This is a genomic window from Halioglobus japonicus (genome assembly GCF_001983995.1).
In the GTDB taxonomy this organism is placed as follows: Bacteria; Pseudomonadota; Gammaproteobacteria; order Pseudomonadales; family Halieaceae; genus Halioglobus; species Halioglobus japonicus.
Genome location: NZ_CP019450.1, coordinates 1108647 through 1123352 on the forward strand (window position 1 = coordinate 1108647; position 14706 = coordinate 1123352).

A 14706-nucleotide genomic window follows, 5' to 3' on the forward strand; every position below is an offset into this window, starting at 1 on the left:
TCCTGCGACCGGAGTTTTATGAAAGTATAGCTGTGAATAACACGAAGAAGGACATTCATATGGATGTTGAGCAGCGATTACAGGCGCTGGAAACTGAACTTGGGCGATTGTCGGCCATGGAAGAGATTCGCCAGTTGAAGGCTCGTTACCTGAATGCCTGTGATCGTCAGGACCCGGGGGCGGTCCGTGACTGCTTTGCCGAGGGCGAAGTCATTATTGATATGTCTTATTTTGGTCATTGTGCGAACCGGGATGAGTTTGTCGATGGCATTTTCATCCCTCGGGGCTGCCATGATTATGTGCTGGATATGCATCACTGCGCCAACCCGGAGATCGCTATTGTCGATGCCGAGCGTGCCACCGGCGTGTGGTCATTGAACTACCGTAATATCAATACCAACGACCAGACAGTGACCATGATTTCCGCGTTGTATCACGATGAGTACCGACGTGTAGATGGCCTCTGGAAAATTGCACGATCGCGCACCGAGTATCGCACAGCGCTACATTTGTTGTATGAGCCGGGAAGCCTGCAGTTGCAAACTGCTGCGCGCACCTTGATGGGCTGAATGTCGTCAGCAGGTTGTACTATGCTGGTCCAATAATGAAATACGAATAACGAAAACCAAGGGAATTGAATCAATGAGTATCAGAATGAGAATCCTGGGCATTGTGTGTTTATTACCTCTGGTAGTGGGCGGCTGTGCGACCCCTCCCGCAGAGGAGCAAGTGGCGCTGATCGAGCGCTCTCAACTGTTCGGTAATCCCAGTCGGTTTCAGGGCCGCCTCAGCCCAGACGGGACGCTGATGAGCTTCCGCGCACCGCTGGACGGTGTCATGAATATCTGGGTGGCCCCCGTGGGGGATTTCGAGGCCGCCAAACCTGTCACGCGCGATACTGGACGAGGGGTGCCCAGTCATTTCTGGGCCCTGGACAGTGTGCATCTGCTGTATATACAGGATCGCGACGGCGACGAAAACTGGCATATGTACCGGGTGAACGTGGGAACTGGTGAAATGGCCGACCTGACCCCCTATGACGGTGTGCGAGCGGTTAACCTTGGCCAGAGCGAGCGTCATCCAGGCAAAATCGTCATCGGCATGAACGACCGCGACCCCCGCTGGCACGATGCCTACCTTGTTGACCTGGCGTCCGCCGAGCGCACGTTGCTGGCAGAGAACGAGGGCTTTATCAGCCTGTTGGTTGACAATAATCTTGAAGTGCGCGGCGCTCTGGCGCCCACTGACGAGGGTGGCGCGACCGTACTGAGGCGTTCGGGCGATGAATGGTTGCCGGTACTCGATATACCGGTGGAAGATTACCGCACCAGCTCGGTGCTGGGTTTTGATGCCGACAACAAGCACATCTACATGCTGGACAGCCGCAATCGGGACAAGGCGGCGCTGGTCCGTGTTGATTTTGCCACGGGTAAGACTCGCCCGATCGCACACTCCGACCAGGCTGATATCGGCTCCGTGCTGATGGATCCGCGGACCCACAAACCCGTGGCAGTCGGTGTGCGTGTGCATGAGCTCAAGTGGACAGCGCTTGATCCTGCCTTCGAAGCGGATTTCGCTGCGCTGGCAGAACAGGCCATAGGCGATGCGGAAATACTGGCGACGACGCTCGATGCCAGTCGCTGGATCATCTATCAGTCCCGGGCCGATGGTTCGCCGGTATATGCGGTATATGACCGGTCTACCCGAGCCCTGGATACCATGTTTGTGACCAACCCGGATCTAGAGGGGTTGCCGCTGTCTCCTGCGCACAATGTGACCATTCCCTCCCGCGACGGCCTCGACCTGGTGTCGTACCTGACCGTACCACGCGGAGTTCAGGTGGATGCAGAGGGGATGCCTAGTCAGCCGGGCCCGATGGTGTTGTTGGTTCATGGCGGCCCCTGGGCCCGGGATATGGCCGGTTACTCCGGTGAGGTGCAATTCCTCGCCAATCGCGGCTATGCCGTATTGCAAGTGAATTACCGGGGGTCTTCTGGGTTTGGCAAAGCGTTCATCAATGCTGGCGACAAGCAGTGGGCGGCCAACATGCACAATGACCTGGTAGATGCGGTAGCCTGGGCTGTAGATGCTGGCGTCGCCGACCCCGACAGTGTTGCCATCATGGGCACCAGCTATGGTGGTTATGCCACGCTGGTAGGACTGACCTTCACCCCGGAGCTGTTCGCTTGTGGTGTCGATGTGGTCGGTCCCTCCAATCTTGAAACGCTGATTGCTTCAATCCCGCCGTACTGGACTTCCTTCGTCCGGTCCCTGATTAACGCGCTCGGTGATCCGGATACCGAGGAAGGCCTGGCTTTGCTCAAGGATCGCTCCCCGGTGAACCGGGTGGATCAGATCCGTCGCCCTCTGCTGATCGGGCAGGGCGCCAATGATCCCAGGGTCAAGCAGGCTGAGTCAGATCAGATCGTCGAGGCCATGCAGGCGAGCAACATTCCGGTGACCTATGCCTTGTATCCCGATGAGGGGCATGGCTTCCAGAAGCCAGAAAATACCATCTCCTTTTACGCACTGGCCGATGGTTTTCTGAGTCAGTGCCTGGGGGGGCGACACCAACCGATTGGCGATGATCTCCAGGGATCCAGCCTGCAGGTACTCGAAGGTGTCGAGGGAGTGCCCGGGCTGGCCGAGGCTCTGGAGGCCGCTGAACGGCGCTAGGTCTCGCTTAGGGTAAGACAGTGCTGTTAGGCTAGGCACATAACAAAAGCAGGAGTTGGCTGTGAAGAATATGCGCCTGGCGTTGGTGACCCACACTATCTTACTGGCGGTTGTCGCGATATTGCTAACAGCGTGTGCGTCGGTGCCCTATGACTACCCCCGCTCAACCACGACCTATGTGCCGGGTTCGGACGCCACGGTACTGGGCACGGCCGGGGAGCGCTGGAAGGCAACCCACGGCGACAAGGGTGGTTTTGTCGGTATGGCATCGGGCGTGGATGCCCTCGGCGCCCGCCTGCGCCTGTTCGAGCTGGCCGAAGAAACGGTCGATGCGCAGTATTTCATTCTCAAAAAGGACCGGGCGGGCGTCCTGTTCGTCAATGAACTGCTGCTGGCCGCTGACCGGGGTGTTCGGGTGCGGTTGCTGGTGGACGACATCTTCTCGCCGGGTGTGGACCACGCCTTTTCAGTGATCGCTGCCCATCCCAACGTCGAGGTGCGCCTATTCAACCCGCTGCCCCGCCAGACCTTCAAGTATCTCGGCTACCTCACGCAGTTTGAGCGCGCGAACCGGCGTATGCATAACAAGTCGTTCACGGTGGATGGTGCCTTCAGTATTGTCGGCGGGCGCAATATCGGCGAGGAATACTTCGAGATCGATCAGGACACACGTTTTGATGACTACGAAGTGCTGATGATTGGTGACATCGTTGAGCAGGTGCAGCAGGGATTCGACGTGTTCTGGAACAGTGAGCTGGCGGTACCCATCGAGGCGTTTGGGATTGATGTATCTCAGAACGAGCTGGACGAATGGCGCTCGGGTGCCTTGCGAGAAGTGCATGAGGAGGCGAAAGCGCTCTACGAGGGCGCCCTGGACAGTCGGCTGTTGCAGCGTCTGAACAGTGGCGAACTAAACCCGGTGGTTGCTGAAGCCGCCCTTTATACGGACACCCCTGACAAGCTGTTAACCAAGGTGGGGGATCGCGACCAGGCGGTGTTGGCCCTCGAGCTGGGGCGCCGCTTCCGCGAGGCCTCTGATGAGCTATTCATCGTCACGCCGTATTACATCCCCCAGGACTACGGCATGAAACTCGTAGAGGATCTGTTGGCGCGGGGAGTCACGGTCAAGTTGGTCACCAACTCGCTCGCCTCCACGAACCATGTGCCTGTTCATGGTGCTTACAAGTACTACCGGCGCAAGTTGTTGGAAATGGGAGTGGAGATCTACGAAATTAAGGTCGATGCCGTCGATGGCCCTAATGAATGGGGGTATCAGCCCGGCAAGCTGACCCTGCATTCCAAGGCGACGGCCATTGATCGAGACAGTATTTTCATTGGCTCATTGAACTTTGATCCGCGATCTATCCTGATCAATACCGAGATGGGGATTTTCATTGAGTCCAGCGAAGCCGGGAGTGGATTCACCCTGCAGCTCGAGGATGAACTCAGCCGCATCAGTTGGCGGGTCGAGCTCGATGATGACGACAAGCTGCGCTGGACCTACGATCACGAGGGGGTTCAAGAGGTGGTTTACAAGGAACCCCAGGCCGGCTGGTGGCGGCGATTTCAAGCCGGATTCTACGGTTTGCTGCCGATCGAAGATCAGCTCTGAGGTACGGTCAATCAGCGGTTGACTGGCCGGTATAGCCGCCCGCCAACGACATGGCCTTGGTCAGTCCATGTTGGCGCAGCATCGCCACCGCAGAGCGGCTGCGAATGCCAGATTGGCAATACACCAATACCGGTTTGCCGCTCTCCAGCAAATCATCTGCTGCCTCAGCGAGTTCTGCCAGCGGTATGTGGTCTCCACCCAGATTGCCCGCAATGTGTTCCTCATAAGAGCGGACGTCAATAAGCAGCGGGTGATGCTCTTCAAGGAATTGCCTGAAAGCCGCGGCAGCGACTTCCTCAATGCTCGTATCAATTCCCGGGGCTGGTAGTCAGCGGTTCTGTCGCGATAGGTCTGGCGGCCGCTGCAGAGTACGCAACCGGGGTCAGGGCTAAGCTTGAACTGGCGCAACTTGAGTCCGGCGCCGTCGACGCTCACCAGGCTGTTATCGGTGGGTGTGTTTTCAGGGCCTAGGAATTTGATAGCTTCCAGCGCCTGCAGGGTGCCCATGACACCGGGGACCGCCCCGATTACACCTGCCTGGTTGCAGTCGGGGGCCTCACTGAGCTCTGGGAACAGGCAGCGGAAGCAGGCCTCCCCTGGGGTGAACAGGGCCAGCTGCCCGGAGAAGCCGAGGACACTGGCATATACCCAGGGTTTGGCCAGCGCGTGGCAGATATCGTTAATCAGGTAGCGGGTGTGGAAGTTGTCCGTACAGTCCAGCACCAGGTCGACATCGCTGAATAACTGTTCCGCCAGCGCAATGTCGAGAAAGGAATCCACGGCATGGATTGCGATGCCGCTGTTGCGCTGTGCCAACTGCTCCGCAGCGGCAGCGGCCTTGTTGCGGTCGATATCCGCTTCGCGAAACAGCACCTGACGCTGCAGGTTGGAGAGGCTGACGGTGTCGCCGTCGACGAGGGTCAGTCTGCCTACGCCGGCGGCCGCCAGGTACAGACTCGCCGGGCAGCCGAGTCCGCCAAGCCCAACAATACAGATATGGCTCGCCCCCAGTGCCTGCTGTCCGGCTTCGCCGAAGCCCTGCAATTGCAGGTGGCGCTGGTAGCGCTGGCGTTCATCCATGGCTGGCATGTACACCATTGGCCATCCGCGCCATCAGGTCGCGGGTGACGGATTCCGGGTCGTCTGCATCGGTGATTGCGGTAATCATGGCAACGCCCGAAACACCGGTGGCGGACACCTGGCCAATGTTGTGATCCTTGATGCCGGCGATGGCGACCAGTGGAAAGTCCGCCAGGGCCTCGGTCCAGTATTGCAGTCCGTCCAGCCCGTGGGGTACCCAGGGCATGTCCTTGGTCTGGGTGGCATAGGTGGGGCCCACGGCGATATAGGAGGGGCGCAGCGCCAATCCCCGGGCGAGTTCGTAGTGGCAGTGATTGCTCACACCCAGGCGCAGGCCGGCCGCAGCAATAGCCTTCAGGTCGGCGCTTTCCAGGTCCTCCTGGCCCAGGTGAACGCCGTAGGCCTGGTGTTCAACGGCTAGCTGCCAGTAATCGTTGATAAACAGGCGACAGTGATGGTCGCGGGCGATGCGCACGGCTTCGGCAATTTCATCCGACAAGGCATCGCCGTGCAGGTCTTTGATGCGCAGTTGAATGGTGGTCACGCCCAGGGGCAAAAGTTGCTGTAGCCAGACGGCGCGATCGACAATGGGATACAGACCAAGCTGGGGCTGCTCTTCGCTGACACAGGAAGGGAAGTTCAGGGCTGAGGGAAGCTTATCGTCCCGATAGCCCGGCCAGTTTCCGTTGGGGAATCCCATTGGCCTTGGGCAGCCTCGTTGACCATTGACGGGACCTGCGCGTTCGATGGCCTGATGCAGCGCCATGCGGGCGATCACCAGCGCATCGCGGACCTCGTAGCCGCGGGCCATCGCCGCCGCGATCAAGCTCGCAAGGGCGCAGCCGGTTCCTCGCAGATGGGGCGTGTCCAGCCGGGGCTGGGCGAGCTGGAAATGATGATCCGGCCCGACACAGGTATCGACAATCGGGTCGGCATCGCTGTGCCCGCCTTTGACCACAACCCATGTCGCGCCAGCCTCACGCAGCGCCGCTGCGGCCTGATCGGGGTTGTTGCCCGCGGCGGTGAGAGCGCCAGCTTCAGGCAGATTTGGTGTTACAACTGTGGCCAGTGGAAGTAGTTTCGCCAGCGTCTTGGCTCGGCCCGTAAGGTCTGCCTCGGCGCCCTCACTGGATGTCGCAAGAACGGTGTCCAGTACGACCGGCAGCCCCAGCTGCGGCAGCTTGTGCCCGAGCATCTCGATCTGCTCAGCACTGGCGAGCATGCCGATTTTAATTACGCGGGGCGACAGGGCCATCGCCGCATCGATCTGCGATTCGAGTACGTCGGCATTTACCGGATTCACGGCGAACAGCCCGTCGTTATTCTGCGCTGTGGTGGCGGTGACCGCCGCGGCGGCATGAATGTCCAGTGCCTCGCAACTGCGTGCGTCCATGTGCAGCCCCGCCAGGCCAGCCGAGTCCACGCCGCCAATGCACAGCACCGTGGGACGATCAGTGACGGGGTGGTAGGCGTGGGTGGTAACCTGGTACAGCTCAGCCATTTTGCTGCCAGAAGGGCGTGCCCAGCGTGGGGGTACTGGGCTGGGCCAGGTCTTTCTCCGGCATGATGCCCGCTTCATAGGCACAGCGACCGGCTTCGACGGCGGCCCCAAAGCCTCGCGCCATGGTCACCGGGTCGGGTGAGCGTGCAATCGCCGTATTGAGCAGTACCGCGTCATAGCCCAGCTCCATGGCCTGGGCCGCGTGGGAGGGGGCACCAATTCCCGCGTCAACCACCAGCGTGATATCGGGCATACGCTGGCGCAGCTGCTTAAGCGCGTAGGGGTTGATGAGCCCCTTGCCGGTGCCAATCGGAGCGCCCCAGGGCATCAGTATGCGGCAACCTGCGTCTACGAGCTTTTCGCACAGCACCAGGTCATCGGTGCAGTACGGGAACACCTCAAAGCCCTGGGCAATCAACTCGCGGGTGGCTTCCAGCAGTGCGAAAGGGTCCGGCTGCAGGCTGTATTCATCACCGATGACTTCCAGCTTTATCCAGTTGGTGTCAAACAGCTCACGCGCCATTTGCGAGGTGGTCACCGCTTCCTTGACTGAGTGGCAGCCGGCGGTGTTGGGCAGCACGTGCAGGCCGGTTTCTTTAATGGTTTCCCAGAAAATGTTCTGGGCACTGGCCTGCTGGGCCTGACGCCGCAGGGAGACGGTGACAACATCTGCGCGTGAAGCGCGAATGGCGTCGGCCATAATCTTTGGCGAGGGATACATGGCAGAGCCGATGAACAGGCGGCTCTCGATCTGTTGGTCAGCGAGATTCCACATACGGTTCAGCCCCCTTGCATGGGAACCAGCAACTCGAGCTGGTCTCCGGCTTCGATGGTGGTGTCGGGATAGGCGGGGCGAGGTACAAAGTTCTCGTTGACTGCTACGGCAAAGTTGGCGGGCAGGTCGGGCAGCTGCGCCAGGAGCTCGCTGAGGGGCTGCGGGCCGCTGACCTGGCGTGCTTCGCCATTAATCTGTATCTGAATCGTACTCATATTGCTTGTTTTACCGATGATTGGGTGGCGTCCAGCAGCTGTTGGGCGCGTTCGGCCATAGCTGGTGCCAGCAAGTACCCATGGCGGTACAGGCCGTTGACTTGCAGAACACCTTCTTCCAGCCGAACGAGGGGCTGGTTGTCCAGCAGCGCGGGGCGGCAGTTGGTGCGGGTCGCGACAATTCTCGCCTCGGCAAAGGCCGGATGAATGGCATACAGCGCCGACAAAAGTTCCAGCGCCGAGCGCACACTGATCTCACTGGTGTCGTCGCTTTCGATCTGGGTGGCGCCGAGCAGGTAGTGATGATTCGCGCGTGGTACCAGGTACAGGCGATAGCGCGGGTGCATCAGCCTAACCATGCGCGAGATGCTCACCTCGGGGGCATAGACCTCTATGACTTCGCCGCGCACACCGCGCAGCCCGGGCAAATCCTCAGCGGCGCCCAGGCCGCGGCAGTCCGCCACCCAGTCAAAGTGGTGCCGGCCATTGGCGCTGACGATAAGTTTGGCTTGGAGTTCACTGACCTCGCATTGGCTATGCCACAGGGCGCCGTTGGCTTGCAGGGTGTCGGCGAGGGCTGCCATGAGTGTGTCTGTATACACCCAGCTCTCGGCTGCCAGGAATGTGGCGTTGCCAAACTGTGGCGCCAGTTCCGGTTCCAGTTCGGCCAGACCTTGCCGGTCCAGAAACGCAATGCCAGGCTCGCCGGGGAGCTTGCGTGCCAGTAACTGATTGAAGTGTTCCAGGTCTGCTGCATCTTGCCCATGGGCGACCGCCAGTGATCCACCGCTATGAAAAACCTCTGGGGCATCCAGCTGAGCCACGATGTCGGGCCAGAGGCTCAGACTGCGCTGGCCCAGTTCGTAGATCAGACTTTCGGCGGACTCCAGTTCCGTGTATGGCGCGAGCATGCCGGCGGCGGTGTAGGCCGCCGCCGACCCGCACTCTATCGGGTCGCGATCGAACAGCGTGACCTGATATCCGGCATGTTGCAGTCGCAATGCCAGCAGCCGGCCCATAATGCCGGCGCCGGCTATGCCCACTGTGGTGCGTGCTTGGGTCATGAGCCTGGTTCAGACCTCGTGGTAGATCTCGCTGCCTTCGGAGCGGAACTTTTCGGACATTTCTTCCATGCCCTTTTCCGCCTCCTGTTTGGCCGCATAGTCACGCACTTCCTGGGTGATTTTCATGGAGCAGAATTTTGGTCCGCACATGGAACAGAAGTGGGCGACCTTGGCTGATTCCTTGGGCAGGGTTTCGTCGTGGAATTCCCGGGCACGGTCTGGATCCAGGCTCAGGTTGAACTGGTCTTCCCAGCGGAACTCGAAACGCGCTTTCGACAGGGCGTTGTCGCGAATCTGGCTGGCTGGGTGGCCCTTGGCCAGGTCGGCTGCGTGGGCGGCAATCTTGTAGGTGATGATGCCTTCCTTTACATCGTCCCGGTTGGGCAGGCCCAGGTGCTCTTTGGGTGTTACGTAGCAGAGCATGGCACAGCCATACCAGCCAATCATCGCGGCGCCAATGCCCGATGCAAAGTGGTCGTAGCCCGGCGAGATATCTGTCACCAGCGGGCCGAGGGTATAGAAGGGCGCCTCGTGACAGTGCTTGAGCTGCTCATCCATGTTCTCTTTCACCATGTGCATGGGCACATGGCCGGGGCCTTCGATGAATACCTGTACGTCGTGTTCCCAGGCAATCTTGGTGAGCTCGCCCAGGGTGCGTAGCTCAGAGAACTGGGCCTCGTCGTTGGCGTCGGCCACACAACCGGGGCGCAAGCCATCGCCCAGGGAGAAGGTCACGTCGTAGGCCTTCATGATCTCGCAGATATCTTCGAAGTGGGTGTATAGGAAGTTCTCCTCATGATGGGCCAGGCACCACTTGGCCATAATGGAACCACCACGGGACACAATGCCGGTAACGCGCTTGGCGGTCATGGGGACATAGCGCAGCAGTACGCCGGCATGAATGGTGAAGTAGTCCACGCCCTGTTCGGCCTGCTCAATCAGGGTGTCGCGGAAAATTTCCCAGGTGAGATCCTCGGCAACACCGTTCACTTTTTCCAGGGCCTGGTAAATCGGCACAGTACCAATAGGCACCGGCGAGTTACGCACAATCCACTCGCGGGTTTCGTGGATGTTGTCGCCGGTGGACAAGTCCATCACAGTGTCACCGCCCCAGCGGGTTGACCACACCATTTTTTCAACTTCTTCCTCGATCGACGAGGTCACCGCGCTGTTGCCGATATTAGCGTTAATCTTCACCAGGAAGTTGCGGCCGATAATCATCGGTTCGGATTCCGGGTGATTGATATTGGCGGGGATCACGGCGCGGCCCGCAGCGACTTCCGAGCGGACAAATTCAGGTGTGATGAATTTGGGGGTGTTGGCACCAAAGTTCTGGCCGGGGTGCTGATCGCGGCTGGCTTCTTCCATAGCCGCTTCCGACAGCGCCAGGTTTTCGCGGATGGCGATGTATTCCATCTCCGGCGTGATGATGCCCTGCCGGGCGTAGTGCAACTGGGTGACATTGTTACCCGGCAGTGCGCGGCGGGGCTTGCGCACATGTTCGAAGCGCAGGTTTTCCAGGGTGATGTTGGCGTCGCGCAGACGGGTGTAGTCGGAGGTGAACCGGTCCAGCTCCACAGAGTCAGCGCGCTCTTCGATCCAGGTGCCGCGCATGGGGGCCAGGCCCTGGCGCACGTCGATGTCGATGGCGGGATCAGTATAGGGCCCTGAGGTGTCGTAAATGCGCACCGGCTGGTTCTCTTCCAGAGAGCCATCCTGCAGGTGAGTAGGTGACAGGCTGACCTCTCGCATGGCCACCTTCACACCCGGGCGGCTGCCCTCGATATAAATCTTGGTGGAGTTGGGCAGGGGTTGGGTCGAAAGCTCGTCAACGCTGGCGGATTCAGCGAGTTTCTGGGCGTATTGGCTGGATTTGGGCATGTGCAGTCGCTCCGGTGGAGTTGAATGACATGCGGCCCGTCGCGGTGCGAGGTTGGATACTTCTTGTTCCCTACGCAGGTTTTAACCTGTTCAGGTGCAGCGGGTTTGGAGCTTCCATCTCAGCCATCCGAAGACGGCACCCCGACAAGACGCAAAACTTGAAGAAACGATTGTAGGTAGGGAGCGGCGAAAACACAAACGGAATGCGCCGCTCACAGTGCTCGGCAGCCGGGCACGGGGGCGTGGCTTAGTATTTGTCGAACATCGCCTGAATATCGCTGGCGTCTTTGGTGGTCAGCAGGGCCAGCTTGAGCAGCACGCGCGCCTTGGCCGGATTCAGCTCGCCGGAGGCAACTGTGCCCAGCTTATCGTCGTCGGTCTCGACATTGCGCCCGGTGGCACCACTGACCACGCGCGAGGAGCGCACTACTGCCACACCGGCGCCCGTGGCGCGGGCCACGGCGGCCTGGGCCTCGGTAGTCATATTGCCATTGCCTACACCGGCGATCACCAGGCCCTTGGCACCATTGGCGACCGCTGCGTCGATGATGTCAGCGGAAAAGTTGGCGTGCATATAAATAATGTCGACCCGAGGCAGGGCCTTCACCCCTTTCAGGGAGAAGTCGCTGCCGCTGGTGTGGGCGCGGTAAGGGGTGCGGAAGAAGGTGTTCTTGCCGTACAGGGTGGTGCCGATAAGTCCGCGCTCTGGGGACACAAAGGTCTGTACGTCCGTGGTATTGGTTTTGGTGACCGCCCGGGCGCTGTGAATATCGTCGTTGGCCACCACGAGTACGCCGCGGCCGCTGGCTCGGATATCCGCTGCTACTGCAACGGCGTTGTAAATGTTCAGCGGCCCATCAGCAGACAGTGCCGTAGAGGGGCGCATGGCGGCGGTCATGACCACGGGCTTGTCACTGTCGACCACCAGGTTGAGAAAATAGGCAGTCTCCTCGATAGTATCGGTGCCGTGCGTGATGACAATGCCCTCGGTTTTCTTGGTCGCCAGGAGTGTATTGATGCGCGATGCCAGATCGAGCCAGATGGCATCGCTCATATCCTGGCTGCCGACATTGACCACCTGCTCACCGCTGACATCGGCCAGCTCCTTTAGCTGTGGCACTGCTGCGAGCAATGTCTCCACACCGACTTGTCCGGATGTATAGCCAGCCTGAGTCTGGGTTTCCGCAGACCCGGCGATAGTACCGCCCGTGGCGAGTATGGTGATGTCCGGGGCGGCGTAGGCTGGCAGCGAGCTAGATACCGCGGCCACTAGGGCCAGTAGGGCCAGTACGAGCAGGCGAGAGTGTTTCATGTAATTGGTCTCCGTCATTTCAGGTTGCTCCAACATTAGTATATGTACCTGCTGTTTGCCCAGTTGCTCACTTGGAAATTGGCGAATACCTGCTACTTTTATTTTGATGATCACCTAGGAGTGGGACTGACATAGTATGGAATTAAACCGGGATTGGATTCTGGCGGCGGCTGTCACAGCACTTGCAGCAGCGCCTACCGCGATGGCGCAGTCAGACGCTGAGCGCATCAGAATACTCGAGGAGCAGTTGCAGCAGCAGCAACAGATGTTGCAGCAAATGCAGGCTGAACTGCAGCGCCTCAAAGCAGCGGGTGTATCGGCCGATGCGGTGACGGTGCCAGTGGAAGATTTGCACGAGCCTGTGGCTGTGGCGTCGGCGCCCAAAGAACTGGACGCAGAAACCGTCCTTGGCTTTGATATCTACGGCTTTGTGATGGCGGACGCGATTTATGACTTCAATCGGGTAGATCCGGATTGGAATGACACCTTGCGAGTGAGCACCATCCCCACAACCGAAGGCTTGTACGGTGAAGACGGCGAATTTATATTTTCAGTGCGCCAAAGCCGCCTAGGCTTTAAAGGCGATTGGGATACCGATGCCGGTAAAGTCACCGCGCTGTTCGAATGGGAGCTGTTTGGTACCGGCGGCGACGCCGGACAGACAACACCGCGACTGCGTCACGCCTGGGGCACCTGGAAAAACTTCGGCATGGGCCAGTACTGGTCTAACTTCATGGACGCGGATGTTTTCCCGAATACCATCGATTACTGGGGCCCAACCGGCATGGTGTTCTACCGCAACAAGCAGGCGCGTTACACCTTCCCGATGGGTGACAATGAATTTGCGGTTTCACTGGAAGACCCCAGTACGGCTCTCACCGTGGGCAAATTCCGCGATGATTGCACCAGTGACCCTAATTGTGACTCGTTAATTGGCGATGTTTTTCAGGCCAAGAATGATGTACCTGACCTCGTTGCACGTTATCGCAGCAACAATGACTGGGGCCACTGGCAACTGGCGGGTATCGCCCGCAAGCTGGGCTTTGAACGCACAGACACTGGCGATACCGACAGTGAGTTTGGCTGGGGTCTTAACGCCAGCTCTGTGGTCAAGATCAATGACCTCGATCGCCTGAAGTTACAGGTTGTGTACGGCGAGGGTATTGGTAACTACATGAACGACGGTGGTATCGATATTGCGCCCAAGAACGCAGAGCTCGCTGACAATCGCGCTGAAGTAGTGCCGCTGCTGGGTATCGTTGCCTACTACGATCATTACTGGAACGAGCGTTGGTCCACCTCGGTGGGTTGGAGCACGACGCGCCTTGACACCACTGACGGCCAGGCATTCGATGAATTCGAGACCGGCCAGATAGCCCAGATCAACCTGCTGCACTATCCTACCGATGGTGTACTGGTGGGCGGTGAGCTGATCTGGGGTGAGCGCGAAGAGGTCGATGGTGTCAGCGTCGATGACCTGCGTGTACAAATGTCACTGAAAGTTAACTTTCCCCGCTAATTCTATTTGAGAGATAAGAGATATGTTGTTGAAGAACACACTGAAGAGCCTAGCGATAGTTACCGCCGGGTTATTATTTGCAGGCCAGGCACTGGCAGGGGCAATTACGCCCGAGCAGTATCAAAAGGTCGTCGACGAGGCCTACGCAAAGTTCAAAGGCGTCAAGGATGGCGCGAATGCGGATTACATTCCCATTCTGGCCAAAGTGCCCAGCGACATGTTCGGCATAGCCCTGGTCACCCGCGATGGCAAGGTATACGCCGCGGGTGAGCAACAATACGAGTTTTCCATTCAGTCTGTATCCAAGCCGTTTACAGCGTCGCTGATCATGGCCGAACAGGGGCCAGCGGCGATCCGTAAAAAAATCGGTGTAGAGCCAACAGGTCTGCCGTTTAACTCGAAAATGGCTCTGGAGCTGTACCCCGCTCGCTCGGTTAACCCACTGGTTAACGCCGGTGCCATCGCCGCAGTGAGTATGGTGGAGGCCGATTCCGAAGAAGATCGCTGGAACAAGGTCTACAACAATATTCAGGCATTCGCCGCCCGCGACCTGCAGGTGCTGGAGGAAGTGTACGAGTCGGAAATGAGTGAGGTGTGGGGTAACCGCGCCATTGCCAACCTGCTCTATAACTACGGTCGCCTGTACGCTGATCCTGAAGAGTCACTGCGTGTTTACACGCGCCAGTGCTCCATCGGTATTAACACGCGTGATCTAGGCATCATGGGTGCAACGCTGGCCAATGAAGGCGTTAACCCCATCACCAACAAGAAGCTTCTGGACAAGGAAGATGTTCCCGAGTTGCTGGCTATCATGGCAACCGCCGGGTTCTATGACGAGTCTGGTGAGTGGATGTATCGCTCCGGTCTGCCGGCCAAGACCGGTGTGGGCGGCGGTATTGTTGCTGTGGTGCCAGGCAAGTTTGCCATTGCCACGTTCTCACCGCCTTTGAATGAGGCAGGTAATAGTGTGAGAGGCTTGAAGGCCATCAATCACATTGCCGGCGAACTGGGTGTTGGGCTGTATGGCCCGAATACCGGCGAGTAATCTCGAGTTGGGTCAGGTAGGTTCCT

The 14706-nt window shown here is 59.0% G+C and carries 12 protein-coding genes, 1 pseudogene and 1 riboswitch; of the genes and pseudogenes, 5 read left to right on the top strand and 8 right to left on the bottom strand.

Features of this window, described 5'->3' with window-relative positions:
• The first annotated feature begins 32 nt into the window (after positions 1–32).
• The 3 genes from BST95_RS05230 to BST95_RS05240 all read left to right on the top strand — a co-directional run bounded on the left by BST95_RS05230 (position 33) and on the right by BST95_RS05240 (position 4288).
• Positions 33–569, top strand: coding sequence for a nuclear transport factor 2 family protein (locus BST95_RS05230; protein ID WP_205737330.1), 537 nt, complete (start codon positions 33–35; stop codon positions 567–569).
• A 73-nt stretch (positions 570–642) separates the two neighbouring features.
• Entirely contained in the window at positions 643–2676 is a 2034-nt protein-coding gene (locus BST95_RS05235) for a S9 family peptidase (protein ID WP_084198438.1), read from the top strand.
• A gap of 70 nt (positions 2677–2746) precedes the next feature.
• Complete coding sequence (locus BST95_RS05240; protein WP_229801803.1) at positions 2747–4288, top strand: phospholipase D family protein; 1542 nt, start codon at positions 2747–2749, stop codon at positions 4286–4288.
• A gap of 7 nt (positions 4289–4295) precedes the next feature.
• Here the strand turns inward: BST95_RS05240 and BST95_RS21300 are convergent, their stop codons facing one another.
• The 8 genes and pseudogenes from BST95_RS21300 to BST95_RS05275 all read right to left on the bottom strand — a co-directional run bounded on the left by BST95_RS21300 (position 4296) and on the right by BST95_RS05275 (position 12116).
• A complete protein-coding gene (locus BST95_RS21300) occupies positions 4296–4601 on the bottom strand; it encodes a rhodanese-like domain-containing protein (RefSeq protein ID WP_420866358.1) in 306 nt (101 codons plus the stop codon).
• A 71-nt stretch (positions 4602–4672) separates the two neighbouring features.
• Positions 4673–5386: pseudogene (locus BST95_RS05245) on the bottom strand (HesA/MoeB/ThiF family protein); the annotation flags it as partial.
• Positions 5361–6869: a thiamine phosphate synthase gene (gene thiE / locus BST95_RS20075; RefSeq protein ID WP_205737331.1), complete on the bottom strand. Its 1509-nt coding sequence runs from the start codon at positions 6867–6869 to the stop codon at positions 5361–5363. The pseudogene BST95_RS05245 and the gene thiE, both read right to left, overlap by 26 nt.
• Positions 6862–7644, bottom strand: a complete 783-nt coding sequence (locus BST95_RS05255; protein ID WP_084198441.1) for a thiazole synthase — start codon at positions 7642–7644, stop codon at positions 6862–6864. Before BST95_RS05255 ends, thiE begins: the two co-directional genes overlap by 8 nt.
• Positions 7645–7649: 5 nt before the next feature.
• Positions 7650–7859 carry a sulfur carrier protein ThiS gene (gene thiS / locus BST95_RS05260; RefSeq protein WP_084198442.1) on the bottom strand — a complete coding sequence of 70 codons (210 nt, stop codon included), beginning with the start codon at positions 7857–7859 and terminating at the stop codon, positions 7650–7652.
• Positions 7856–8923, bottom strand: coding sequence for a glycine oxidase ThiO (gene thiO / locus BST95_RS05265; protein ID WP_084198443.1), 1068 nt, complete (start codon positions 8921–8923; stop codon positions 7856–7858). Before thiO ends, thiS begins: the two co-directional genes overlap by 4 nt.
• Before the next feature lie 9 nt (positions 8924–8932).
• Positions 8933–10804, bottom strand: coding sequence for a phosphomethylpyrimidine synthase ThiC (gene thiC / locus BST95_RS05270; RefSeq protein ID WP_084198444.1), 1872 nt, complete (start codon positions 10802–10804; stop codon positions 8933–8935).
• Between the two features lie 50 nt (positions 10805–10854).
• A riboswitch (TPP riboswitch) is annotated at positions 10855–10958 on the bottom strand.
• Positions 10959–11051: 93 nt separating this feature from the next.
• A complete protein-coding gene (locus tag BST95_RS05275; RefSeq protein WP_084201054.1) occupies positions 11052–12116 on the bottom strand; it encodes a type II asparaginase in 1065 nt (354 codons plus the stop codon).
• Positions 12117–12252: 136 nt separating this feature from the next.
• Between BST95_RS05275 and BST95_RS05280 the strand changes: the two genes are divergently transcribed.
• Together BST95_RS05280 and glsA are read left to right on the top strand one after the other, a co-directional pair.
• Positions 12253–13635 (top strand): DcaP family trimeric outer membrane transporter, encoded by a 1383-nt coding sequence (locus BST95_RS05280; RefSeq protein WP_084198445.1) that lies wholly within the window; start codon positions 12253–12255, stop codon positions 13633–13635.
• A 22-nt stretch (positions 13636–13657) separates the two neighbouring features.
• Entirely contained in the window at positions 13658–14680 is a 1023-nt protein-coding gene (gene glsA, locus BST95_RS05285) for a glutaminase A (RefSeq protein ID WP_084198446.1), read from the top strand.
• Positions 14681–14706 lie beyond the last annotated feature (26 nt).